The following is a 20,518-nucleotide window of genomic DNA, read 5'->3' as shown; positions in this document are numbered from 1 at the left end:
CATGTTAAGCCTGTCACAAAGCTGCCGCAGGAGGGTCAGATCACCGTCACGGGTCTCAAGACAAGTTAACCAAAATTTAAACGATGAAGAGAATTTTAACTTTTGAAATCCGCCTCTTAACGGGGCGTTATCTCTTTGACTCTTAAGACATATTGTTTGTGCATCTGCGGGAAAAATCGCAAATGTCTCAAATTGTTTCCATGCTCCATTTCCGCCAATCGACCGCCCGTGTTCCCATGATCTCAAGGGTTCCGGGGGTTTGGAACGATGCGCGACGAAAGGACGGAAACATGATCAAGCTAATGAGAACCGCAGGTCAACCTGTCGAGGCCAAAGGTGGGCTCCTTTTCAACTGGGACGTGCCGGCCGCCGATGCCGCAGGCCGCCCGGCCAACCACAATCTGACCCGCGAAGCACGGCGTTCGAACGTCATCTTGCTCGGCGGTTACCATTCCGAACCGGATTATCGCCCAGACCTTGGCGCGCGCGTGTCGCACCTCGCCCAAGCCGCCTGAGCGCGATCATAACGACATTTGAAAGGACAAACTCATGACCGACTATCTCGCAAAAGCCCGCCAAGGCCGCATCATCGCGCTGAACCTGCATCAAAGCGGGGCCGTGATGTTCTTTCCCGAAGAGCTGGATGACCCCGTCGCAACGGCCCGGCCCAGCAGCCATCACATCATCACGCAGGTGAGCAAACCGATGTTCGTGCGCTCGGCCTCTGTCACCTCCGGCGCCATGATCGATGCACCGCGCATGGAAGATGTCGCCAATACGCCGCTCATTCTGACCGAAGAGCACGCCGTGTCGGCAGAGGACGCCGTTGAAAACGTCCTGCGCCTGGTTGCTTAAAGATCGTCTGACGTCCTCAGACCGGTAGGTCAAACGGGCAAGAACGACTTCGTTTCGGGATCGTACTGATGCAAATCACCCTCGCCAATATCCGTCCAGAGCCCGTGAAGGGTGAGATCGCCCTTCTCGACGGCCTCGCGGACAAAGGGGAAGGACATCAGGTTTTCGAGCGAGACGAGAATGGATTCTTTCTCGAGGGCGCGTTTGCGCTGATCTTCCGGAATTTGCAGGACGCGTTCGTAACCTGGGCGGAGGATGTCCATCCAGCGACCGACAAAGGAGGACTTTTCCTCAAGCTCCGGCGCATTGCCTGAACACATGTCGTAACAGCCCTGCACACCGCCACAGTTGGAGTGCCCGAGCACGACGATATGAGCGACCTTCAGTGCGGTGACGGCATATTCCACCGCCGCGGATGTCCCGTGGTGGTCGCCGTCGTCCGTGAAGGGCGGCACGAGGTTGGCGATATTGCGGTGAATGAAGAATTCGCCCTGATCCGCGCCGAAAATGGATGTCACATGAACACGCGAGTCGCAGCAGGAAATGATGAACGCCCGGGGACGCTGTCCCTCATCGGCCAAACGACGATACCAGGACTTGTTTTCGGAAAACGTGGTGGCTTTCCAACCTTGATAGCGTTGCACCATATAGTTCGGGAGAGGTTTTGCGTATTTCATCGCTGCGGAACTCACTTTGTGGAGGTCAGGGATAATCGCGGCGAATGTAATGAGAGTTTTCGAGGAATTCGAGTGAAAAACCTATTCCGATTAAACCTTTTCTTGAGGCTGATCGGTCAAAGTCGACACATAGCGCGTGGGGCGCATGAAAAATTGGGGTATTGATATGGTGGTGGCAAGGTTGCGACCTGATGGGTCTGTGAAGGTTGATCGAGACCGTTTGGATCAGCTTTATGATCAGCTTGGGACGTCCGGCGCGGACGGCGTTGTGTCCCGAGCGATGGAGGAGCTGGCGGTTCGGCTGTCCAAAGTCGAAAGCAGCTATAAGAAAGGTGATTTCGAAGAGATGCAGCGGGCTGCACGGTCGATGATCGCCATTTCGGAACAGATCGGCATGGTCACCTTTGCGAAGGTGGCCGAGGATGTGAAAACGCTCGCACTGGCGGAGGACAGCACGGCTTTGGCGGCCTGTGTTGCGCGTCTCATGCGGATCGGGGAAAACTCCCTTTTGGCGGTTTGGGACCTTCAGGGCGCCTCGCTTTAAGGTCGATCAAAAAGAATTGGTTCACGTGGCGCCAAAAGGTGCTGTGAACCAGCTTGCAGGTGGCATCGGATGGGCTAATCTTGGGGCAATCCTCAAGAAAGGCCCTATTCGATGCCACTTTCCTTTGCCGTCTCCGGCAGTGCTTCTCTTCCGCTCCATCTGATCACGCCCGACCAGCTCGACGACACGCTGGCCGGTCTCGACCCGGCGCAGGCCGATTGGATCAGGGCGCAGGGATTTACCGCCTCTTCGGGAAGTGTTTGCACTTATCCGGGCGCATCGGGCATTGCGGGCGCTGTGGCGGGGCTTGGCTCTGACCAGGATCGTTTGCGCGGGCGGTTCGCTTTGGGAGCTGTGCGAAAATCTCTGCCCAAAGGCGTCTATCACCTGGAAACGACCCTCACGGGGGCGGCGCTGGAGGAACAGCTTCTTGGCTGGCTCTTTGCGGGCTATGTCTTTGATAAATATGCCAAGAAATCTGCACCCGATGCTGAGCTCGTAGCTCCCGAAGGGGCCGATGTCGCGCGGCTCGAGGCCATAGCCGCGGGCGAAGCCCTCACTCGCGATCTGATCAACACGCCCGCCAACGATATGGGGCCTGCGGAGCTGGAAGCTGCCGCTGTCACACTGGCAAAAGACCATGCGGCGGAGATGTCCGTCATCACCGGCGCCGATCTTTTGGCGCAGAATTTCCCCATGATTCACGCGGTGGGCCGCGCCTCGCCGCGCGCGCCGCGGTTGATCGACATGCGCTGGGGCACGTCTGGCCCGGTGCTGACGCTCGTAGGCAAAGGCGTGTGTTTCGACACGGGCGGGCTGAACCTCAAACCGGGCGCCTCCATGGGTCTGATGAAAAAGGACATGGGCGGTGCAGCCACGGTTCTGGGGCTGGCGAAAATGATCATGGCGCTGGAGCTGCCGCTGCAACTGCGCGTGCTGATCCCGGCGGTGGAAAATGCCGTCGATGGCTCCGCCTTCCGCCCGCAAGACATCCTGACCTCACGCAAAGGCCTGACGGTCGAGATCAACAACACCGATGCTGAAGGGCGATTGGTGCTGGCCGATGCTCTGGCGCTGGCCGATGAAAGCCCGAGCGATCTGGTGATCTCCATGGCGACGTTGACGGGCGCGGCGCGGGTGGCGCTTGGCCCCGATATTCCGCCGTTTTTTGCAACCGACGACACGGACGCCAAGGTGCTCTCACGGGCCGCGATGACGGTGGCCGATCCGGTCTGGCAATTGCCCTATTGGGACCCCTATGAGACGATGATCGAGCCGGGGATTGCCGATCTCGACAATGCGCCCTCGGGCGGTATGGCTGGCGCGATCACCGCCGCCTTGTTCCTGCGCCGCTTTGTGACGGAGACGCCGCGCTACATGCATTTCGACATCTACGGTTGGAACCCCTCCGCCAAACCGGCGCGATCAAAAGGCGGCGTAGGGCAGGGGGCACGCGCCATTCTTGCGGCGCTTCCGGAGCTGTTGAAGCTATGAGTGACCGTCGCCTGACCCCCGCCAACACGCGTGTGGCCCTGGATGGATTTGCCCATGCGGGGCAGACTGTCGTGACGCCTGAACGTGCGACGATTTCCTCCCCTCTCGCAGATTTGCGCGCCAGTCCCGCAGGCAAACGCGACCGGCAATTGCTTTGGGGAGAGGCCTTCGATGTGCTGGAGCGACACGAGGGCTGGGCCTTTGGTGTCGCGACGCGGGATGGCTATGTCGGCTATGTTGAGGAGAGCATGCTTGGCCCGGATCAGACGGCAACGCATCTGATTTCGGTGCGTGCGACGCATCTCTACCCGACCGATTCGTTCAAAGCCGAAGAGCGCACCAGCCTGTCGTTTGGCGCCCGCATTCGGGTCGTTGATGAGCGCCACAAATTCATGGAAGTCGCCTATGGAGACGGTACGGAGACAGCTTTCGTCCCCAAACCCCATATCCGCCCCATCGAGCGGCCTTTCACCGACCCGGTGACCATCGCGCAGCTGTTCTTTGGCACGCCCTATCTTTGGGGTGGAAATTCTGCGTTCGGGATTGATTGTTCGGGGCTGGTGCAGGCGGGGCTTTTGGCCTGTGGCATTGCCTGTCCGGGCGACAGTGATCTGCAGCAAAGCCTCGGGGGCGAGGCCTCAGGCGGTTATCAGCGTGGTGATCTTTTGTTCTGGAAAGGCCATGTGGCGCTTTGTGTGGACCACGAGGTTCTGATCCACGCCAACGCGCATCATATGGCGGTGGCTTACGAGCCGATTGCGCGCGCAATTGCCCGAATTGCGGCACAGGGCGATGGGGGCGTGACGGCACATCGCAGGCTTTGAAACCGGCTCTAGTCGACCGGGCGAATGAGTTTCCGGTCGAAGACCCGCAACACGGTGCGCAAATCCGCGCCGCGCTTGAGGATCTGCCCATCCATGCCGATCACAGCGTACATCCCCTGTTTGCCACGCAGTTTCGGGCGCTTTTCGATGCTGTATAAAGGATGTTCGGCAGTGCGGCGAAACACGGCGAACACGGCGACGTCTTTAAGAAAGGACATGCCGTAATCGCGCCATTCGCCAGCGGCCACCATGCGTCCATAAATGCCCATGATCGCGCCAAGCTCGTGGCGGTCGAAAACGACCTTTTCAGGGGCTTGGGGGCTGTGCGGTTGGCCCGGAAAGGGCGTCGGCGTTTGTATGGTCATGTCTTAAGAGTGGGGCCAATCGTGCGGTAAATCAAGAAAACTCCACCACATCGTGAATGTCGCCTTATTTCAGGCACAAAATGGCCCATGTTTTTTCTTTCTTGGTTCCTCATTTGGCCCGGATCAACAGGCAAAACAGATGTCAGAGCGAGAACGCTTTGCCCCGGTGTCGCGGTTTAACAGCCCCCACCCAGTTCGCGGCGCCGGGGATCTCGCTCTAAACCAACTTGTAAGGCCGAGACAGAATCACTGTCTCGGCTTTTCCTTTGTCTGAAATATGTCGGCGTGATCTTAGCCGCACCACGTGCGGACAATGCGACCGTCGGGACCGATTTCAATGTTGGTCCTGTCGGGGCGATAATCCTGTGTCATGGCCATGCCGGGGCGGAGCACCCGGACGGGGTCAGGGATGTCGAGTGTCTCGAGAGCCTCGGGCAATTCCCCGACCAGCGGCGTCACCAAATCCATGGCGCAGCTCAGGTCGCTGGGTTTCGGCAGGGCGGGGTCACGTTCGCCGGCGGCAGGGGCCTCCTCGTTGCAAGCCGTCAGGGCGCAAAGAGAGAGAGCGAGAAGTCGCAGAGGAGTCTTGATCATGATCGGGTTCCATATCGGGCCAGAAATAGAGCAACGGCGCTGTCGATGATCCTGCCCCGTTCCGCCTCGTCCACGTCGGTGCGACCTTGGAAGAGGTGAGCATGAAACAGGTGCACCTTGCACAGTTCGGCGAATTGTTCGGCGGCCAGCTCGGGATCGTCAATGGTGAGAACGCCTTGGGCGCACCAACTGGCAAGATATTGCGACAATCTCTCTTTCAGCAGACCCGGCCCGCTGTCGTAGAATTTCTGGCCGATCTCGGGAAAACGCGCGCTTTCGGCGACGGCGATGCGAAACACGGCGATGCCGATGTCCGACAAAACGAAATCGAGAATTTTGCGCCCGGCGGACGGCAGAACGATTTCTGGCGGATCGGTGACATCCAGCCGTTCTTCGTGGGCGTCGGCTTGTCGTCTGGTTTCCAGCGCTGCGATTTCCAGAAACAACACGCGTTTGTCGGGGAAATAGCTATAGAGCGTTGCTTTCGACACGCCCGCCTCGCGCGCGATGTCATCGACCGAGGCGCCCTCATAACCATCGCGTAGAAACACGGTGCGGGCCCCTTCGATGACCTGATCGAATTTGCGTCCTTTTTTGAGTATAAGGCTGCTGTGTGCCATAATTTGCTCTCTCTATGGCGCAATCTTAGTGCGTTCGTCCTGATCATAGCCAGTGAAAAGGCCATAAAAAAGGCAGACCTACGTTTATAGGCCCGCCCAGTGCTCGACAGGGATGTCGATATCGACCGCGAGGGTCTTTGCTGAAAGTAAACTGATCAGTTTAGTTGTGCAAGTGCAGAATTTCGCGTTTGTTGGACGCAATTGCAGTTGCAGAAGACGCAAGGGATGTCTAATTTAGAACCATTCTAAATCGGAGGCACTCATGTTCCCGGCCATCGCCAATCGAAAACGCTTCTCGGACCTCAGCGAGCAGGAAATCATCGCGTTGGCGATTTCCTCGGAGGAAGACGACGCGCGCATTTACCGCCAATATGCCGAGCACCTGCGCACGGACTTCCCGGACAGCGCCAAGATTTTCGACGGCATGGCCGAAGAGGAAGACGGGCATCGGGAGGCACTCATCTCCCTACACAAACGCCGGTTCGGAGATGTGATCCCGCTTATTCGCCGCGAACATGTCGCGGGCTATTACACGCGGAACCCCGTCTGGCTGATCGGCAACCTTGGCCTTGAGCGTATCCGCGAAGAGGCCCATGCGATGGAGCAGGGCGCCGAGGCCTTTTACCGCAAAGCGGCGGAGCGCACACAGGACGCCGACACGCGCGCGCTCCTCGGTCGGTTGGCGGCGGCGGAGGCCGGGCATGACCGGCGCGCTGGCGAGTTGGAGGACGAACACCTCACCGATGAGACCCGCAGCGAAGAGGAAAAGACTGCGCATCGTCAATTCGTTCTGACCTGGGTGCAACCGGGTCTTGCGGGGCTGATGGATGGCTCGGTGTCTACCCTCGCGCCGATCTTTGCAACGGCGTTTGCGACGCAGGACACGCACACAACCTTCCTCGTGGGCTTGGCCGCCTCCGTGGGTGCCGGGATTTCCATGGGCTTCACAGAGGCCGCCTCGGACGATGGCGAGCTGTCGGGCCGTGGCTCGCCGATGAAACGCGGCATTGCCTCTGGCGTGATGACGACTTTGGGGGGCTTGGGGCACGCGCTGCCCTATCTGATCCCGCATTTCTGGACCGCGACCTTCATCGCCATGGCGGTGGTTTTCATTGAGCTGTGGTCGATTGCCTGGATTCAAAAGAAATACATGAACACGCCCTTCATGCGTGCGGCATTTCAGGTTGTGTTCGGCGGCGCACTGGTGTTCGCTGCGGGGGTGCTCATTGGCGGAGGCTGATTGAGTATTTTTGCCAAGAAAAAGCCAGCCAAAGACGGACCCCGTGACCAAGATTTATGTCGATGCCGATGCCTGCCCCGTGAAAGCCGAGGTGGAGAAAGTCGCCACGCGGCATCAAATCCAATGTCTGTTCGTCTGTAACGGCGGGCTGCGTCCGTCACAAAATCCCTATGTCGAGATGATCTTTGTGCCCGATGGGCCGGACATTGCCGACATGTGGATCGCGGAACGGGCGGGGCGCGGCGATGTGGTTGTCACCGGCGACATTCCTCTGGCCGCGAAAACGGTTGAGGCCGGGGCGCGGACGCTCAAACACGATGGCGAGGCGTTCACGCCGTCCAACATTGGCCATGCTTTGGCGACGCGGGATTTGATGTATGACCTGCGCGCGGCGGACCCGTTTCGCCAAGGCGGCGGCAAGCCGTTCTCGAAGGCGGATCGTTCGCGTTTTCTCGACGCTTTGGAGCGCGCTGTGCAGGGCGCCAAAAGGGATGCGACATGACCATAGAGGCGGTGATTTTCGACATCGGCAACGTGTTGATCGAATGGCAGCCGGAGCGGCATTACGATGCGGTGATCGGCGAAGCGCGGCGTAAGGCGATGTTCGAGACGGTCGATCTTCATGCGATGAACGATCTTGTCGATCAGGGCCATGACTTCCGCAAAACAGTCGAGGCCTGTGCCGCGCAATATCCTGACTTCAAAGACGAAATCCTGATGTGGTATTTCGACTGGATCAAAATGGCGACGCCTGCGATCCCCGCCTCAGTCAAGATTCTGCGGGCTTTGCGTGCCAAGGGCGTACCGGTGTTTGCCCTGACAAATTTCGGCATCGAAAGTTTTGAATTCGCTGAAACGCAGTACCCGTTCCTGACGGACTTCGACCGGCGCTATGTCTCTGGCCGGATGGGCTGTGTTAAACCGCATTCCATGATCTATGAGATGGTCGAGGCCGATTGTAAAATCGCGCCGGAGCGCCTGTTGTTCACGGACGATCGGCAGGACAACATCGACATGGCCGCCTCGCGCGGATGGCAAACGCATCTGTTCGAGGGGCCGGAGGGCTGGGCCGAACGGCTGATCTCTGAGGGGCTTTTGACGGCGGAAGACTTAGCTTAACGCGCGCTCTGCACGTTGGCCCAAGGGGATTTCCTTGACCGGCAAATGCACGATGGCAGAGAACGCTCCGATGCCGACCCCGACCCACCAGACCATGGTATAGTCGCCGTAGAGATCGTATAGCCGCCCGCCGAGCCACACGCCCAAAAATGCGCCCAACTGGTGGGAAAAGAACACGATCCCGTAGAGCGTACCCATGTAGCGCAACCCGTAGATATGCGCGACGAGTCCCGAGGTCAGCGGCACTGTGGCGAGCCACAAGGCGCCCATGACGACGGAGAAAATCAGCACCGATGTGGGGGTGATCGGCAGGGCGATAAATGCTGCGGCGGCCAGAGTGCGGCCGAGGTAAATCCCCGCGAGCAGGTATTTCTTGGAAAACCGATTGCCGAGCCAACCCGCCAAAAGCGTACCACCGATATTCGCCAGCCCAATGAGCGAAATCGAGATCGCCCCCAGAGCAGAGGTCGTCGACACGCCCAGAGAGGCCAAAGTGCCCGAAGGATCAATCGCGCCGCACATCTCGGTCACCAGCGCCGGGAAATGCGCGGTGATGAAGGCGAGCTGATAGCCGCAGGAGAAGAAGCCCAAGAAAATCAGCGTGTAGGTCGGGTCACGAAAGGCCTTGCCCAGAATGGCGCCCAGGCTTTCTTCCAGCTCGGCTTTGCTGGCGATATCCGGGCTGCGCATCATCGGCAGGACGGCGAGAGACGCCAGAACGGAGGCGGCGAAGAGCAGGAACACATTCTGCCAAGACATGAAGCTCAACAGCCACTCGGCCAGAGGCGCACCAAACACCTGACCGGCGGACCCGGCGGCGGTGGCGATGGCCAAAGACATCGAGCGGTTTTCATCGGAGGACGCCCGGCCCACGACGGCCAAAATCACGCCAAAACCGGTGCCCGCGATGCCGAAGCCCACGAGGGTTTCGTAGAATTGATGCGCCTGTGGGGAGACCGCCATAGACGACAAAACAAGCCCTGTGGCATAGGTCACAGCGCCCAGAATGATCGCCTTGCGATCCCCGATGCGCTCGGCCAAAGCACCGAAAATCGGCTGGCCGATGCCCCAAAACAGGTTCTGGATCGCAATCGCCAGAGAGAACTCGGCGCGGGGCCAGTTGAACTCTGTTGCAATCGGGATCTGAAACACGCCGAAAGACGCGCGGATCGCAAAGCTGATGACGATGACGACACAGCCGGCGATAAGGACGGGCGTGATGAGGGGCGTGCGTGTTTGGGACATCTTGGTCTCCTTTGCCACAGGTTTCGGCAAATTTGCGCTTGGCGTCAATCGAATGATCGAGATGGTGCGCATCATCTTTCCTTATGCGTTGGGGCGCAGTAGGAACGGGGCATGACAACGCTGATGGACATTTACGCGGCCCGTGTGGCCGAAGGCACGCTGCGCGCCGATCCGGCGCAAGAGGCGGTCTTGCCGCTGTTGGAGCGGGTGCGCTCTGATCTTGCGAACCTGCCGACGAAAAAGGGGCTTTTGTCCTTGATCGGTGGTCGCAAAAAGCCCGAAGCTGCGCGCGGTCTCTACCTTTGGGGCGGGGTCGGGCGTGGCAAATCCATGCTGATGGACCTGTTCTATGAACACTCTCCCGTGCCCGCGCGCCGCGTGCATTTCCATGCCTTCATGCAAGAGGTGCAAGCCGGGATCGAGGCCGCGCGCAAGGCGGGAACCTCGGATGCCATCGCGCCCGTGGTCGATAAAATTTCGCATGAGATCAAACTCTTGTGCTTTGATGAGATGCAGATCACGGACATCGCCGATGCGATGATCGTGGGGCGGCTGTTCGAGGGGCTGTTTGCCAATGGCGTGACCGTCGTGACCACCTCGAACCGGGTGCCGGACGATCTCTATAAGGACGGGCTGAACCGACAGCTTTTCCTGCCCTTCATCGAGATTTTGAAACAAAAACTCGAGGTGCATCACCTGCACTCGCCGGTGGATTATCGACAGGGGCGCCTGACGGGGACGCCGGTGTATTTCCACCCGGTGACGGGCGATGTGCGTGCGACGATTGATGATATTTGGAACGACCTGACCGGCGGTGCGACGGAGAGCCTGACGCTGAAGGTCAAAGGCCGCGATGTGATCCTGCCGAAGTTTCACAACGGTATCGCGCGGGCGACATTCTGGGATCTTTGCGGCCAGATGTTCGGGCCGGGGGACTATCTGGTGATCGCCGATGCGGTCAAACTTTTGATCCTCGAGGACATCCCGCGTCTGACCCGGGGCAATTTCAACGAGGCGAAGCGGTTCGTCACGCTGATTGACGCGCTTTATGAGGCCAAGGTCCGCACGGTTTGCACCGCCGTCGATGAGCCGGAGCGGCTCTATATCGAAGGCGCAGGGGCGTTTGAGTTTGAACGCACAGCGTCGCGCCTTCGGGAGATGCAAGACAAGGATTGGGGGGAGGAGAGTAAGTCCTAAGACTTACTTCTCTGCCAAAATCTCCCGCACGCGCGGTGCGACCTCTTCGCCGTAGAGACGGATCGTGTCCATGATTGCGTCATGGCTCACGGGACCGGCGGAATATTTCAGGTCGAACCGATCCAGCCCCAGCACCGACACGGTGGCGGCGATTTTCTGGGCGACCGTCTCAGGCGAGCCGACAAAAAGCGCGCCGTGATCCACCTCATGCTCAAAGGCCTCGCGCGTCAGCGGCGGCCAACCGCGGCTCGCGCCGATGCGTTGATGCATGATCCGGTAGCCGTCGAAATAGCGATCGCGGGCCTCGGTGTCCGTCTTGGCGATATGCCCCGGCGAATGCGCCCCCAGCGGCAGCATCGGCGCGTCCATCTGTTTGCGCACGTCGCGATAAAGATCGGCAAAGGGTTTGAACCGCGCGGGGCTTCCGCCGATGATCGCGAGCGTCATGGAGACATCGTTGGCCGCCGCGCGCACCACCGATTGCGGGGTGCCGCCGACGCCGAGCCAAACGGGGATCGGGCGTTCGGGGCGGGGATAGACGGTTTGTTGTTTCAACGCGGTGCGATGACGCCCGGACCAGCTGACTTTGTCTTGCGTGGTCAACAGCTTGAATAGCTCGAATTTCTCTTCAAATAGCATTTCGTAATCCGAGAGATCAAAGCCGAAGAGCGGGAAGCTTTCGGTGAAAGACCCGCGCCCCAGTGTGATCTCCGCGCGCCCGTTTGAAATCGCTTGCAGGGTCGAAAAGCGCTGAAACACCCGGATCGGATCGTCGGAGGACAGGACCGTGACGGCGGAGGTCAGTTTGACCTTAGAGGTCTGCGCGGCGATGGCGGCGAGCACCGGTTCGATGGCGGAGACGGCAAAATCCGGGCGGTGGTGTTCGCCAAGACCGAACACATCAAGGCCGACCTGATCGGTCAAAACGCCTTCCGCGATGACATTGCGGATGACCTGACCCTGCGGCAAATCATTGCCGTTTTCGTCCCATGTGACGTCGCCAAACGTGTCTACGCCGAATTCCAAAGCCATGTTCTGTCTCCTTGCAGTTGAAAACAGAGATATGGTGTGCACGCCCGAACGCAAACACGCGCGGGCGCACAGAGACTGTTCGAGAGACTGTTAGCCGTTGCTTTGCAACACATGCCCCGCGAGGTAGAGCGATCCGCAAATCAGGATGCGCGCCTCTGGATGGTCCGCGACGATGCCTTGGATCGCGGAGAGCACACTGTCGGCTTCCAAAGTGTCAAAGCCTTCGGCGCGGGCGAATTCGGCGGTCTCATGCGCCGACAGCGTGGCCTGCGAATCCGGGATCGAGACGGCGATCAGCTGTTCCGTGTGGCCCTTGAGTGCGCGCAGATAGCCACCGACGTCTTTCGTGCTGAGCATGCCGCAGATCATATAGGTCGGGCGTTTGGGCAGGCGCTCCAGTGCTTCGGCCAAGGCGATCCCAGCCGCCGGGTTGTGCCCGCCGTCGAGCCAAAGTTCGGCCTGAGGGGCGGCGTCAATCAGTGGTCCGGTTTTGAGCCGCTGCATCCGCGCGGGCCAAAAGGCGTCGGTGAGGGCGGCCTCAAGCGCGTCGTCACCATAGCCCATATGACGCAGCGCGGCGATGGCGGCGCCTGCGTTGAGGATCTGGTGATGCCCCAAAAGACGCGGCAACGGCAGATCGCGCAATCCGGTTTCGTCCTGGAAAATCAACCGGCCACGCTCTTCCCAGACATGCCATTCCTGACCGTAGCGCAGCAAAGGCGCGCCGAGGCGGGCGGCGGTGGCTTCGATCACGTCCAAGGCCTCGTCGGGCTGCGGACCGACGACGCAGGGCACGCCGCGCTTGATGATCCCGGCTTTCTCGCCCGCGATTGCGGTGAGCGTTTCGCCGAGGAATTGCGTGTGGTCGATGGAAATCGGCGTGATGATCGACAGCTCAGGCGTCTCGATCACATTGGTGGCGTCGAGGCGCCCGCCGAGGCCCACTTCCAACAGGGTATAATCGGCTGGCACCCGCGACATGGCGAGGATGCCGGCCACGGTGGTGATCTCAAAGTACGTGATCGGTTCGCCACCATTGGCGCGCTCGCATTCTTCGAGCACCTCCATCAGGTCAGGCTCGGAAATCAGCTCTCCGGCGAGACGGATGCGCTCATGAAACCGTGCCAGATGCGGCGAGGTATAGGCGTGGACAGTTTTGCCCGCCGCCTCAAGTCCTGCGCGGATCATCGCCTGGGTGGAGCCTTTGCCATTGGTGCCTGCGATATGGATCACGGGCGGCAATTTGCGCTCCGGATGATCCAAAGCGCCCAGAAGGCGCCAGACACGATCAAGGACAAGATCAATGATCTTGGGATGCAGGGACATCAGCCGGTCGAGGATGACGTCGGAATTTTGGGCGGTCACTTTTGCGCGTCCTTGTTTCCGCTCTTGGCGGAGGGCGTTTCAGCTTTGGCCGGTTCCGCAGTCTCTTCCGCTTTCGGCGCAGGCAATTCGCCCGCGACCGCCGGGGGCAGGTTGCCCAGCATCCGCAGAATGGTGACCAGCTCGTCTTTCATCTTCGTGCGATGGGTGACGCGGTCGAGCATGCCGTGATCCAAAAGGTACTCGGCGCGCTGGAAGCCCTCGGGCAGCTTTTCGCGGATCGTCTGTTCGATCACACGGGGCCCCGCGAAACAGATCAGCGCATTGGGTTCGGCAATCTGCACATCGCCCAGCATCGCATAAGAGGCCGTCACACCGCCCGTGGTCGGGTGGGTGAGCACCACGATATAGGGCAGACCCGCCTCCTTGAGCATTTCAATCGCCACAGTGGTGCGCGGCATTTGCATCAGAGAGAGAATCCCCTCCTGCATCCGGGCGCCACCGGCGGCGGAGAACATGATGAAGGGGCGTTTGAGCTCAATCGCGCGCTCGACACCGGCGATGAAGGCGTTGCCGACATACATGCCCATCGAGCCCGCCATGAAGGAGAAATCCTGCGCTGCGGCGACGACCGGCGTGCGACCGATCTCACCCTCGGCGACCAGCATGGCCTCTTTTTCGCCCGTGGATTTCTGCGCCGCTTTCATGCGGTCGGGGTATTTCTTTTGATCGCGGAATTTCAGAGGGTCTTCAATCGGTTCGGGAACCTTGACCTCGGAGAAAATGCCACCATCGAACATCGCCTTGAACCGCGCGCGCGGCGTGATGTGCATGTGATGGTCGCAGTTGGTGCAAACGTTCTGGTTCTCCGCCAATTCGCGGTGGAACAGCATGGTGCCGCACTCCGGGCATTTCGTCCAAAGATTGTCCGGCGTGTCATGTTTCGAGAAGAGCGAATTGATCTTCGGGCGGACGTAGTTCGAGATCCAGTTCATGCGCGGGCCTTTGGACTTTACGTGACGGGGCGTTACTTGTGGCCCCAGATAAGCCTCTTGCCGATGAATTGCAATCAACGCCTGATCGCGAGGCGGGCGATAAGCCAGCTGGTGAGCAGAAGCAGCGCCTGGAACACCATGACCTTTGGATCGGCCAGAAGCACGGAAGGGTCCTCGGTTTGCACGAAGAGCGCGAAGCCCGACATCATGTCCTGTTGCGCCGACAAGAGGATCGGGCCGACGTTGTTGATAAGATGCAGCGCCACGGCGGGGCCGATGGTGCCGGAACGCATCGTCAGATCGCCCGCCAAAAGCCCGAACGCCATGGCCCAGAGCACCGGGAAAAGCGCCGCCACGCCCTCGGCCTGGCCATTCAGATGCAAGAGCCCGAACAGCACGGCGGAGGCCACGAGGCCCAGCGGGTAGGACCCGGTCGCCCCCGCGATCTGGCTTTGCAGATAGCCGCGAAACAAAAGCTCCTCGGCGGTGACCTGCACCATCAGACCCAAAAGCGCGAAGGGCAGCCAAAACAGCCAGATTTGCGGCTCAAGATTGGCGACGACCTCCGTGTCGCCATCCCAGGGCAGGAAAAAGATCAGCACGGTAAAGCCGGTGATCCATTTCAGCGTGGTGAAGAACTGCGCCCGCATCAACGCGCCGGGGCCGGTGAGGTCGCGCAGGCTCCGGGCATGCAGCCATTTCGCGATCAGGATCGTTCCAAAGGCCAGCGGCAGGAAGCCGGTAAAGACAGTGAACATCCCGCCGGGCGTGGCGCCAACCGCCAGCCCACGATCGCCGAATTGAAACGGCGCGAGATTGGGGGCGAGCACGCCGATCAGCGCAAAGACCAAAGGCATCAAAATGACGCCTGCCAAAAGACCGCAGAGGATTGCCACACCCGCGCGCCAAAGCTCGGGGCGCCGCATCGCGGAGTCGATGATCGGCGCATAGGGGTGATGTGGGGCAAGAGGAGGGGAGGTGCGATCGGACATGAGGCTCTCGGAAACGGTTTCTTGAGCGATACCACGGGCATGAGGGCAGGGAAAGCGATCCACCAAGCGCGGGAATTCGCCGATTGACACATCTCTGTGACGTCGGGTGGCTTGGAAGCGGGAGACAGCCCCTGTATGCCGTGCCGGAATCGTCTCCCGTGGTGGGGACGGGTGTTGCGTGAAAAGGGACAGGTCCGATGAAAAAGATGGTTTGGGTGATCTTGGCGCCGGTTTTTGCCATGGTCCTGACGGCCTGCACCTTGGAGACGCCCGGCACCGGACCGCGTCCGCCGAGTGCGGTGACCCTGCCGGTTTCCGGCCTGTCTGTCGCGGGGCCTTCTGGTTTTTGCGTCGATAGGGGATCGGTACGGGATGGCCAGAACGGTGGTTTCGTCCTGTTGGGCAGCTGCACGGGCCTCAGCGGCGGCAACAATCCCAGTCTCAAGGGCAAAACCGCGGTTCTGACCCTCTCGATCTCTGCACCTTTGTCGCAAGGCGAAAGTTTCGATGCGCCGAGTGTCGAGGCCTTCTTTGCCTCTGAGGCCGGGCGCAAAGCGCTCTCGCGCAGCGGATCGGCGCGCACGGTGACCCTGATCGAAAGCGATGTCGAAGGCGGGCGGCTTTGGCTTCATGCCCGCGACAGCGCGCCCAATATGCTGGCCGGTCAGGGCGATGAATATTGGCGGGCGCTCTTTGTCCTCAAGGGTCGTTTGGTGACCGTGACGGCGACGCCCTTTGATGAGGCGCCGATGTCGGAGGCGGGTCTGCGCAAGCTCTTGGAACGCTTTGTCTCCGATCTGGAGCGCCGCAACCCCGGAACGCTTTGAAGGGCGGCTTTAAAATACTGTTGCTCAAATGGAACCAAACTCTGGAATCTTCTCGCGTTTGTTGAGTAGAAACCTTTGTCGGACATAGTAAGAGTCAGACAGGCTAAGTGTCTCAAGAGTTTAGCAAAGGTTTTGGAATGCGGCGGCGCCTCAGAAATCTGATTGAAAAACGGTTCAACTCCATCGCGATCCGGCGCTGGGCGCGTCGGGCGACGATGGCGGAGCAGCTCAGCCTGCCCGCACTACGTCGTTTGCGTGGACAGGCGCGGTCGCTGCGGTGGGAGATTGATCGGTTTCTCTTTGTGGCCGACGGACGTCTCGCTTTGCCCCTGATCGGCTCGAACGCGATGCAATTGCCGCTCTACACCGACTGGTCGCACCGCCCCGAGTTGTGGCGCGGCCCGATCATGCCGCAGGGCGCCTCTGCCGTGCCGAACAAGGCGCTGATCGGCTGCGAGGCGACGCTTTATCACGATTGTCAAATCTCCGAACTGACCTATCGCCAGGTCCGTAACACCTCTGAGGAAGACTTGGCGCCCTTTGGCTTGCGTCTTGAGGTTTTCCGTTTTGACGGTTCCTTTCTGTCGCTCTCTATTGAAGTGCCGGATGAGGTCTGTGACGGGCTCTCGCGTCGCCATCTGGTGCGGCTGGACTATGCGGTGGATATGGAGAAGGGGCTTGAGATTTTCGCCCGGCTCAATGTCAAACACGGCCCCAATCTGGAACAGGTGGTGCGCGAATTGCCGCTTCACACCGAAGAAGGCCATGTGGATTTCGATCTCGCCTACACCAAGCTCAACGAGAAGCGGGTGGAAAAGCTTTGGATCGATCTGATTTTCGAAGGCCCGGAGATGAATCAGGTGTTCATCCGGGATTTGACCCTGTCGCGCCGTCCGCGCGCTGAACTGTGAGGGATTTGAGCGATGGATGAGGTGACACTGGTCAAAACGCGGCTTCAGGCGGGGATTTGGGAGGGCGAATTGCATGTGCCCGACGCTGTGACCACCCTGCCGGAAATCGAAGTGACCTATCTCGATCAGCCGGTGCCGGGGCATACGCTGGCCGAAGACCCGGAACGTGAAGGCGTCTGGTTCTTTCGCTTTGCCGTGCCTTCTGAGCTGATCAACGACGGGGTGCAGACCTTTGTGATGACGGATCGCGAGACGGGCCGGGTGCTCAATGCGCTGTCGATGATCGCGGGGGAGGGGCTTTCAGAGGACATTCGCGCGGAAATGGACCTGTTGCGGCAGGAATTGGACCTGTTGAAGCGCGCTTTTCGTCGGCATTGCCTTGAGACCGGCACGAATTAAGAACGCGTCGGCATTGATCTGACGTCGCGTTTCGGGTGACATCCTGCCTGTGCCTGCGCATCTTGGGGACCAAGGTTGGCGTCCCAATATGACGCTCAGGGAGGCACGCGACATGACCCACTATCCGCATCTTATGGCCCCGCTCGATCTGGGCTTTACCACTTTGCGCAACCGGAGCTTGATGGGCTCGATGCACACAGGGCTCGAAGAGCGCGGCGATTGGGAGGCGGTCGCGGCCTTTTACGCCGCACGGGCCAAAGGCGGCGCGGGTCTCATCGTCACCGGCGGCATGGCCCCCAATGCCGAGGGCGGTGTGTTCCCCGGCGCTGCGGGTCTGTTCACCGATCAGGACATCGCCAATCATCGCAAAGTCACCGACCGTGTCCATGCCGAGGGCGGCAAGATCGCGATGCAGATCCTGAATGCGGGCCGCTATGCCTATGGCCCCAACTGCATCGCCCCCTCCGCGATCAAATCACCGATCTCGCCGTTCAAGCCGACCGAGTTGGACGCGGCGGGCATCGAAAAACAGATCGCCGATTACGCCACCGCTGCTGCGCGTGCCAAAGAGGCGGGGTATGACGGGGTCGAGGTCATGGGCTCCGAAGGCTATCTGATCAACCAGTTCCTCGTTACTCACACCAACCGGCGCGAGGACGACTGGGGCGGCTCCTATGAAAACCGCATGCGCTTTGCCATCGAGGTGGTCAAACGCTGCCGCGCCGCTGTCGGGCCGGATTTCATCATCATCTACCGCATTTCGATGATCGACCTGATCCCGAATGGTTCGACTTGGGACGAGGTCGTTCAACTGGCGAAAGAGGTCGAAAAGGCCGGGGCCACGATCCTCAACACCGGCATCGGCTGGCATGAGGCCCGCGTGCCGACGATTGCGACCTCCGTGCCGCGTGCGGCCTTTGCCGATGTGACCAAACGCATGATGGGGGAGGTGTCGATCCCCGTCATCACCTCGAACCGCATCAACCACCCGCAGGTCGCCGAGGATGTGCTCTCTGAAGGCTGCGCCGATATGGTCTCCATGGCGCGGCCCTTCCTCGCCGATCCTGACTTTGTGGCCAAGGCCAGCGCCGGAAAGCCGCAAGAGATCGCACCCTGTATCGCCTGTAATCAGGCCTGTCTCGATCACACTTTCTCCGGCAAGCTCACATCTTGCTTAGTGAACCCGCGCGCCTGTCATGAGACGGAACTCAATTACACGCCGACCGAGACGCCGAAATCCATCGCCGTCGTCGGTGCCGGTCCTGCGGGCCTCATGGCTGCGCTCGTCGCCGATCAGCGTGGGCACAATGTGACCCTCTTCGACAAAAGCGACGATCTTGGGGGCCAGCTCAACATGGCCAAGCAAGTGCCCGGCAAAGAGGAATTCTTTGGCCTCGTCGATTGGTTCAAAACCAGGGTTGCCGGGTCCAACATCACCTTGCGTCTCGACACTGTGGTCGCGCCGGACATGCTTGTTTCCTTTGATGAAATCATTCTCGCCACCGGTGTCACTCCGCGCGATCCGGAAATCCCCGGCCAAGAGGATCACGGCAATGTCGTCACCTATATCGACGTGCTGCGCGGCACGCGCACGGCTGGACCGCGCGCGGTGGTCATCGGGGCGGGGGGCATCGGTTTCGACGTCGCGGAATATCTGACCACGGCGATCAGCCCGACGCTCAATCTGACCGAATGGAAAGAGGAATGGGGCATCACCGATCCGGTGCAGGATCGCGGTGGCCTGTCGGCAAAAGGTCCGCAACCGGAACCGCCCGCGCGTCAGGTGACGCTCCTGCAACGCAAATCCGAGAAACCGGGCAAACGTCTGGGCAAAACCACCGGCTGGATTCACCGCGCCACGCTTCAGATGAAAGCGGTCAAGATGATGGGGGGCGTCAGCTATGATCGGATCACGCCCGAAGGCCTCTGGATCACCAAGGACAACGAGCCGCAGTTGATCGAGGCAGACACCATCGTGCTCTGCACCGGGCAATTGTCCGAACGCAGCCTCGCGGACGCCTTGGAGGCCACAGGCAAATCCTGCCACGTGATCGGTGGCGCGGATGTGGCGGCTGAGCTGGATGCCAAACGCGCCATCGACCAAGGTGCGCGCCTCGCCGCACGCCTCTAACCCGTTTCCTTTGTTGCATAAAATACTCCCGCCGGAGGCAAAGCTCGGCGGGAGTATTTTCGGCTTTCCCGATTGTTTCCGCGTTTCCTGAGGGCAAACGATCCCGGAAAGACCACGCTATTGTCCCCCGCCTTCCCCATTCTTGCCCGATTTGCGCGGGATAACTCTCCCATGAGGGGCCAAGAACGTAGGTAAGATTAAATGGACCGACTGACTGAAATGGAAGCCTTTGCCACGGTCGTGGATCAGGGCGGTTTCACGGATGCAGCCAAGAAGATGGGGATTTCCAAATCCGCCGTTTCCAAGCATGTTTCTGCGCTTGAGGCCCGGCTCGGTGCCCGTCTTCTCAATCGGACCACCCGCCGCGTGTCGCCGACCGAGATCGGTCTGGCCTATTACGATCGCGCGCGCCGTGTTTTGAATGACGCAGGCGAGGCGGATGCCCTCGTCACTTCGATGCAATCCGCACCCTCGGGCCTGTTGCGCATCTCGGTTGCGACCGATTTCGGGGTGAACCACCTGTCGCCGGTGCTGGGCGAATTCCTGTCGGAATTCCCGGACATCACCGTGAACATGGTTTTGAACAACCGCTATGTCGAGTTGATTTCCGAAGGCTTTGACATGGCCGTGCGCATAGGTGAGTTGGAAGACAGCACCCTGCGCGCCCGCAAGCTGACGGAAACCACCAAACGCATGGTCGGTTCGCCGTCGTATTTCCAAAAATACGGTCGCCCGCAGAAGATCGACGATCTGAACGAGCACAAGCTTTTGCACTATTCGAACCAATCGAATGGCGCCGTCTGGAAACTCACCGCGCCCTCGGGCGAAAAACGTCAGGTGCGCACGGCGGGTTGGCTGACGGTCAACGACGGGCAGTCTTTGCTGAACGCCTGTATTTCCGGCCTCGGCATCGCTTACCTGCCGTCGTTTTTGTACGCCGATGCGATGGAGCAAGGCCTGATCGAAGAGGCGATCCCCGATCTGCCCGCCGAGACCCAAGGCATCTACGCCGTCTACCCGCCGGGGCGCTTTACCCAGCCGAAAGTGCGCGCCTTCATTGACTTCTTGGTCCATTCCTTTGCGGAAAAAGGCCCGGACAAGTGGTAAGGCACTAAACGAATTCTCGTGGAAGAG

General features: G+C 60.0%; 23 protein-coding genes. 14 read left to right on the top strand and 9 right to left on the bottom strand.

What is annotated here, in order from left to right; all coding sequences use genetic code 11:
* The first annotated feature begins 290 nt into the window (after positions 1–290).
* Complete coding sequence (locus LC094_RS07160; protein WP_226551150.1) at positions 291–515, top strand: hypothetical protein; 225 nt, start codon at positions 291–293, stop codon at positions 513–515.
* Between the two features lie 34 nt (positions 516–549).
* On the top strand, positions 550–855 hold the full coding sequence (locus tag LC094_RS07155) for a hypothetical protein (RefSeq protein WP_226551149.1): 306 nt from the start codon (positions 550–552) through the stop codon (positions 853–855).
* Between the two features lie 29 nt (positions 856–884).
* Here LC094_RS07155 and LC094_RS07150 read toward each other — a convergent pair whose 3' ends face one another.
* Positions 885–1,532 (bottom strand): carbonic anhydrase, encoded by a 648-nt coding sequence (locus LC094_RS07150; protein WP_219783519.1) that lies wholly within the window; start codon positions 1,530–1,532, stop codon positions 885–887.
* A 199-nt stretch (positions 1,533–1,731) separates the two neighbouring features.
* On the opposite strand from LC094_RS07150, the gene LC094_RS07145 reads away from it, so the two are divergent.
* The 3 genes from LC094_RS07145 to LC094_RS07135 all read left to right on the top strand — a co-directional run bounded on the left by LC094_RS07145 (position 1,732) and on the right by LC094_RS07135 (position 4,394).
* Positions 1,732–2,076: a hypothetical protein gene (locus LC094_RS07145; RefSeq protein ID WP_226551148.1), complete on the top strand. Its 345-nt coding sequence runs from the start codon at positions 1,732–1,734 to the stop codon at positions 2,074–2,076.
* Between the two features lie 111 nt (positions 2,077–2,187).
* Positions 2,188–3,570, top strand: a complete 1,383-nt coding sequence (locus LC094_RS07140) for a leucyl aminopeptidase family protein (RefSeq protein ID WP_226551147.1) — start codon at positions 2,188–2,190, stop codon at positions 3,568–3,570.
* Entirely contained in the window at positions 3,567–4,394 is an 828-nt protein-coding gene (locus LC094_RS07135) for a C40 family peptidase (protein WP_226551146.1), read from the top strand. Before LC094_RS07140 ends, LC094_RS07135 begins: the two co-directional genes overlap by 4 nt.
* Positions 4,395–4,402: 8 nt before the next feature.
* On the opposite strand, the gene LC094_RS07130 is transcribed toward LC094_RS07135, so the two are convergent.
* The 3 genes from LC094_RS07130 to LC094_RS07120 all read right to left on the bottom strand — a co-directional run bounded on the left by LC094_RS07130 (position 4,403) and on the right by LC094_RS07120 (position 5,973).
* Positions 4,403–4,759 carry a DUF2794 domain-containing protein gene (locus tag LC094_RS07130; protein ID WP_226551144.1) on the bottom strand — a complete coding sequence of 119 codons (357 nt, stop codon included), beginning with the start codon at positions 4,757–4,759 and terminating at the stop codon, positions 4,403–4,405.
* A gap of 291 nt (positions 4,760–5,050) precedes the next feature.
* Positions 5,051–5,353 carry an I78 family peptidase inhibitor gene (locus LC094_RS07125; RefSeq protein WP_226551142.1) on the bottom strand — a complete coding sequence of 101 codons (303 nt, stop codon included), beginning with the start codon at positions 5,351–5,353 and terminating at the stop codon, positions 5,051–5,053.
* Positions 5,350–5,973 carry a TetR/AcrR family transcriptional regulator gene (locus tag LC094_RS07120; protein ID WP_226551140.1) on the bottom strand — a complete coding sequence of 208 codons (624 nt, stop codon included), beginning with the start codon at positions 5,971–5,973 and terminating at the stop codon, positions 5,350–5,352. Before LC094_RS07120 ends, LC094_RS07125 begins: the two co-directional genes overlap by 4 nt.
* A gap of 262 nt (positions 5,974–6,235) precedes the next feature.
* Here LC094_RS07120 and mbfA point away from each other — a divergent pair, with 262 nt between their 5' ends.
* Genes mbfA through LC094_RS07105 form a run of 3 tightly spaced genes read left to right on the top strand, consistent with a single transcriptional unit; the run spans position 6,236 to position 8,332 of the window.
* Entirely contained in the window at positions 6,236–7,213 is a 978-nt protein-coding gene (gene mbfA, locus LC094_RS07115; protein WP_226551139.1) for an iron exporter MbfA, read from the top strand.
* A 43-nt stretch (positions 7,214–7,256) separates the two neighbouring features.
* Positions 7,257–7,715, top strand: a complete 459-nt coding sequence (locus tag LC094_RS07110; RefSeq protein ID WP_226551138.1) for a YaiI/YqxD family protein — start codon at positions 7,257–7,259, stop codon at positions 7,713–7,715.
* Positions 7,712–8,332 (top strand): HAD family hydrolase, encoded by a 621-nt coding sequence (locus LC094_RS07105; RefSeq protein WP_226551137.1) that lies wholly within the window; start codon positions 7,712–7,714, stop codon positions 8,330–8,332. The genes LC094_RS07110 and LC094_RS07105 overlap by 4 nt, the downstream gene beginning before the upstream one ends.
* Here the strand turns inward: LC094_RS07105 and LC094_RS07100 are convergent.
* The gene (locus LC094_RS07100; protein WP_226551136.1) at positions 8,324–9,577 is read right to left on the bottom strand and encodes an MFS transporter; all 1,254 of its coding nucleotides are present in this window, start codon (positions 9,575–9,577) and stop codon (positions 8,324–8,326) included. The two genes, LC094_RS07105 and LC094_RS07100, sit on opposite strands and share 9 nt — an antisense overlap.
* A 111-nt stretch (positions 9,578–9,688) precedes the next feature.
* Between LC094_RS07100 and zapE the strand changes: the two genes are divergently transcribed.
* A complete protein-coding gene (gene zapE / locus LC094_RS07095) occupies positions 9,689–10,774 on the top strand; it encodes a cell division protein ZapE (RefSeq protein WP_226551135.1) in 1,086 nt (361 codons plus the stop codon).
* Between the two features lie 3 nt (positions 10,775–10,777).
* Here the strand turns inward: zapE and LC094_RS07090 are convergent, their stop codons facing one another.
* The 4 genes from LC094_RS07090 to LC094_RS07075 form a co-directional block, all read right to left on the bottom strand.
* Positions 10,778–11,806, bottom strand: a complete 1,029-nt coding sequence (locus LC094_RS07090) for an LLM class flavin-dependent oxidoreductase (protein ID WP_226551134.1) — start codon at positions 11,804–11,806, stop codon at positions 10,778–10,780.
* A 90-nt stretch (positions 11,807–11,896) separates the two neighbouring features.
* Positions 11,897–13,171 carry a bifunctional folylpolyglutamate synthase/dihydrofolate synthase gene (locus LC094_RS07085; protein ID WP_226551133.1) on the bottom strand — a complete coding sequence of 425 codons (1,275 nt, stop codon included), beginning with the start codon at positions 13,169–13,171 and terminating at the stop codon, positions 11,897–11,899.
* Positions 13,168–14,124, bottom strand: a complete 957-nt coding sequence (gene accD / locus LC094_RS07080) for an acetyl-CoA carboxylase, carboxyltransferase subunit beta (protein WP_226551131.1) — start codon at positions 14,122–14,124, stop codon at positions 13,168–13,170. Before accD ends, LC094_RS07085 begins: the two co-directional genes overlap by 4 nt.
* A gap of 74 nt (positions 14,125–14,198) precedes the next feature.
* Complete coding sequence (locus tag LC094_RS07075) at positions 14,199–15,116, bottom strand: CPBP family intramembrane glutamic endopeptidase (protein WP_226551130.1); 918 nt, start codon at positions 15,114–15,116, stop codon at positions 14,199–14,201.
* Between the two features lie 197 nt (positions 15,117–15,313).
* On the opposite strand from LC094_RS07075, the gene LC094_RS07070 reads away from it, so the two are divergent.
* The 5 genes from LC094_RS07070 (at position 15,314) to LC094_RS07050 (ending at position 20,491) form a co-directional block, all read left to right on the top strand.
* Positions 15,314–15,943, top strand: coding sequence for a hypothetical protein (locus tag LC094_RS07070; protein WP_226551129.1), 630 nt, complete (start codon positions 15,314–15,316; stop codon positions 15,941–15,943).
* A gap of 137 nt (positions 15,944–16,080) precedes the next feature.
* Positions 16,081–16,854: a DUF6478 family protein gene (locus LC094_RS07065; protein ID WP_226551128.1), complete on the top strand. Its 774-nt coding sequence runs from the start codon at positions 16,081–16,083 to the stop codon at positions 16,852–16,854.
* A 12-nt stretch (positions 16,855–16,866) separates the two neighbouring features.
* A complete protein-coding gene (locus LC094_RS07060) occupies positions 16,867–17,253 on the top strand; it encodes a hypothetical protein (RefSeq protein WP_226551127.1) in 387 nt (128 codons plus the stop codon).
* Positions 17,254–17,365: 112 nt separating this feature from the next.
* On the top strand, positions 17,366–19,384 hold the full coding sequence (locus tag LC094_RS07055; protein ID WP_226551126.1) for an NADPH-dependent 2,4-dienoyl-CoA reductase: 2,019 nt from the start codon (positions 17,366–17,368) through the stop codon (positions 19,382–19,384).
* A gap of 201 nt (positions 19,385–19,585) precedes the next feature.
* On the top strand, positions 19,586–20,491 hold the full coding sequence (locus tag LC094_RS07050; RefSeq protein ID WP_226551125.1) for a LysR family transcriptional regulator: 906 nt from the start codon (positions 19,586–19,588) through the stop codon (positions 20,489–20,491).
* Positions 20,492–20,518: the final 27 nt, after the last annotated feature.

The sequence above is a fragment of the Celeribacter naphthalenivorans genome (assembly GCF_020524585.1).
Classification (GTDB): Bacteria; Pseudomonadota; Alphaproteobacteria; order Rhodobacterales; family Rhodobacteraceae; genus Celeribacter; species Celeribacter naphthalenivorans.
This window is presented reverse-complemented; position numbering and strand designations above follow the sequence as displayed.

Coding starts and splice junctions, on each gene's coding strand:
- LC094_RS07150 (WP_219783519.1), bottom strand. CDS start 1,532: ATGAAATACGCAAAACCTCTCCCGAACTATATGGTGCAACGCTATCAA.
- LC094_RS07055 (WP_226551126.1), top strand. CDS start 17,366: ATGACCCACTATCCGCATCTTATGGCCCCGCTCGATCTGGGCTTTACC.
- LC094_RS07070 (WP_226551129.1), top strand. CDS start 15,314: ATGAAAAAGATGGTTTGGGTGATCTTGGCGCCGGTTTTTGCCATGGTC.
- LC094_RS07130 (WP_226551144.1), bottom strand. CDS start 4,759: ATGACCATACAAACGCCGACGCCCTTTCCGGGCCAACCGCACAGCCCC.
- LC094_RS07105 (WP_226551137.1), top strand. CDS start 7,712: ATGACCATAGAGGCGGTGATTTTCGACATCGGCAACGTGTTGATCGAA.
- LC094_RS07120 (WP_226551140.1), bottom strand. CDS start 5,973: ATGGCACACAGCAGCCTTATACTCAAAAAAGGACGCAAATTCGATCAG.
- LC094_RS07140 (WP_226551147.1), top strand. CDS start 2,188: ATGCCACTTTCCTTTGCCGTCTCCGGCAGTGCTTCTCTTCCGCTCCAT.
- LC094_RS07100 (WP_226551136.1), bottom strand. CDS start 9,577: ATGTCCCAAACACGCACGCCCCTCATCACGCCCGTCCTTATCGCCGGC.
- accD (WP_226551131.1), bottom strand. CDS start 14,124: ATGAACTGGATCTCGAACTACGTCCGCCCGAAGATCAATTCGCTCTTC.
- LC094_RS07155 (WP_226551149.1), top strand. CDS start 550: ATGACCGACTATCTCGCAAAAGCCCGCCAAGGCCGCATCATCGCGCTG.
- LC094_RS07075 (WP_226551130.1), bottom strand. CDS start 15,116: ATGTCCGATCGCACCTCCCCTCCTCTTGCCCCACATCACCCCTATGCG.
- LC094_RS07065 (WP_226551128.1), top strand. CDS start 16,081: ATGCGGCGGCGCCTCAGAAATCTGATTGAAAAACGGTTCAACTCCATC.
- LC094_RS07060 (WP_226551127.1), top strand. CDS start 16,867: ATGGATGAGGTGACACTGGTCAAAACGCGGCTTCAGGCGGGGATTTGG.
- LC094_RS07050 (WP_226551125.1), top strand. CDS start 19,586: ATGGACCGACTGACTGAAATGGAAGCCTTTGCCACGGTCGTGGATCAG.
- LC094_RS07160 (WP_226551150.1), top strand. CDS start 291: ATGATCAAGCTAATGAGAACCGCAGGTCAACCTGTCGAGGCCAAAGGT.
- LC094_RS07135 (WP_226551146.1), top strand. CDS start 3,567: ATGAGTGACCGTCGCCTGACCCCCGCCAACACGCGTGTGGCCCTGGAT.
- mbfA (WP_226551139.1), top strand. CDS start 6,236: ATGTTCCCGGCCATCGCCAATCGAAAACGCTTCTCGGACCTCAGCGAG.
- LC094_RS07090 (WP_226551134.1), bottom strand. CDS start 11,806: ATGGCTTTGGAATTCGGCGTAGACACGTTTGGCGACGTCACATGGGAC.
- LC094_RS07125 (WP_226551142.1), bottom strand. CDS start 5,353: ATGATCAAGACTCCTCTGCGACTTCTCGCTCTCTCTCTTTGCGCCCTG.
- zapE (WP_226551135.1), top strand. CDS start 9,689: ATGACAACGCTGATGGACATTTACGCGGCCCGTGTGGCCGAAGGCACG.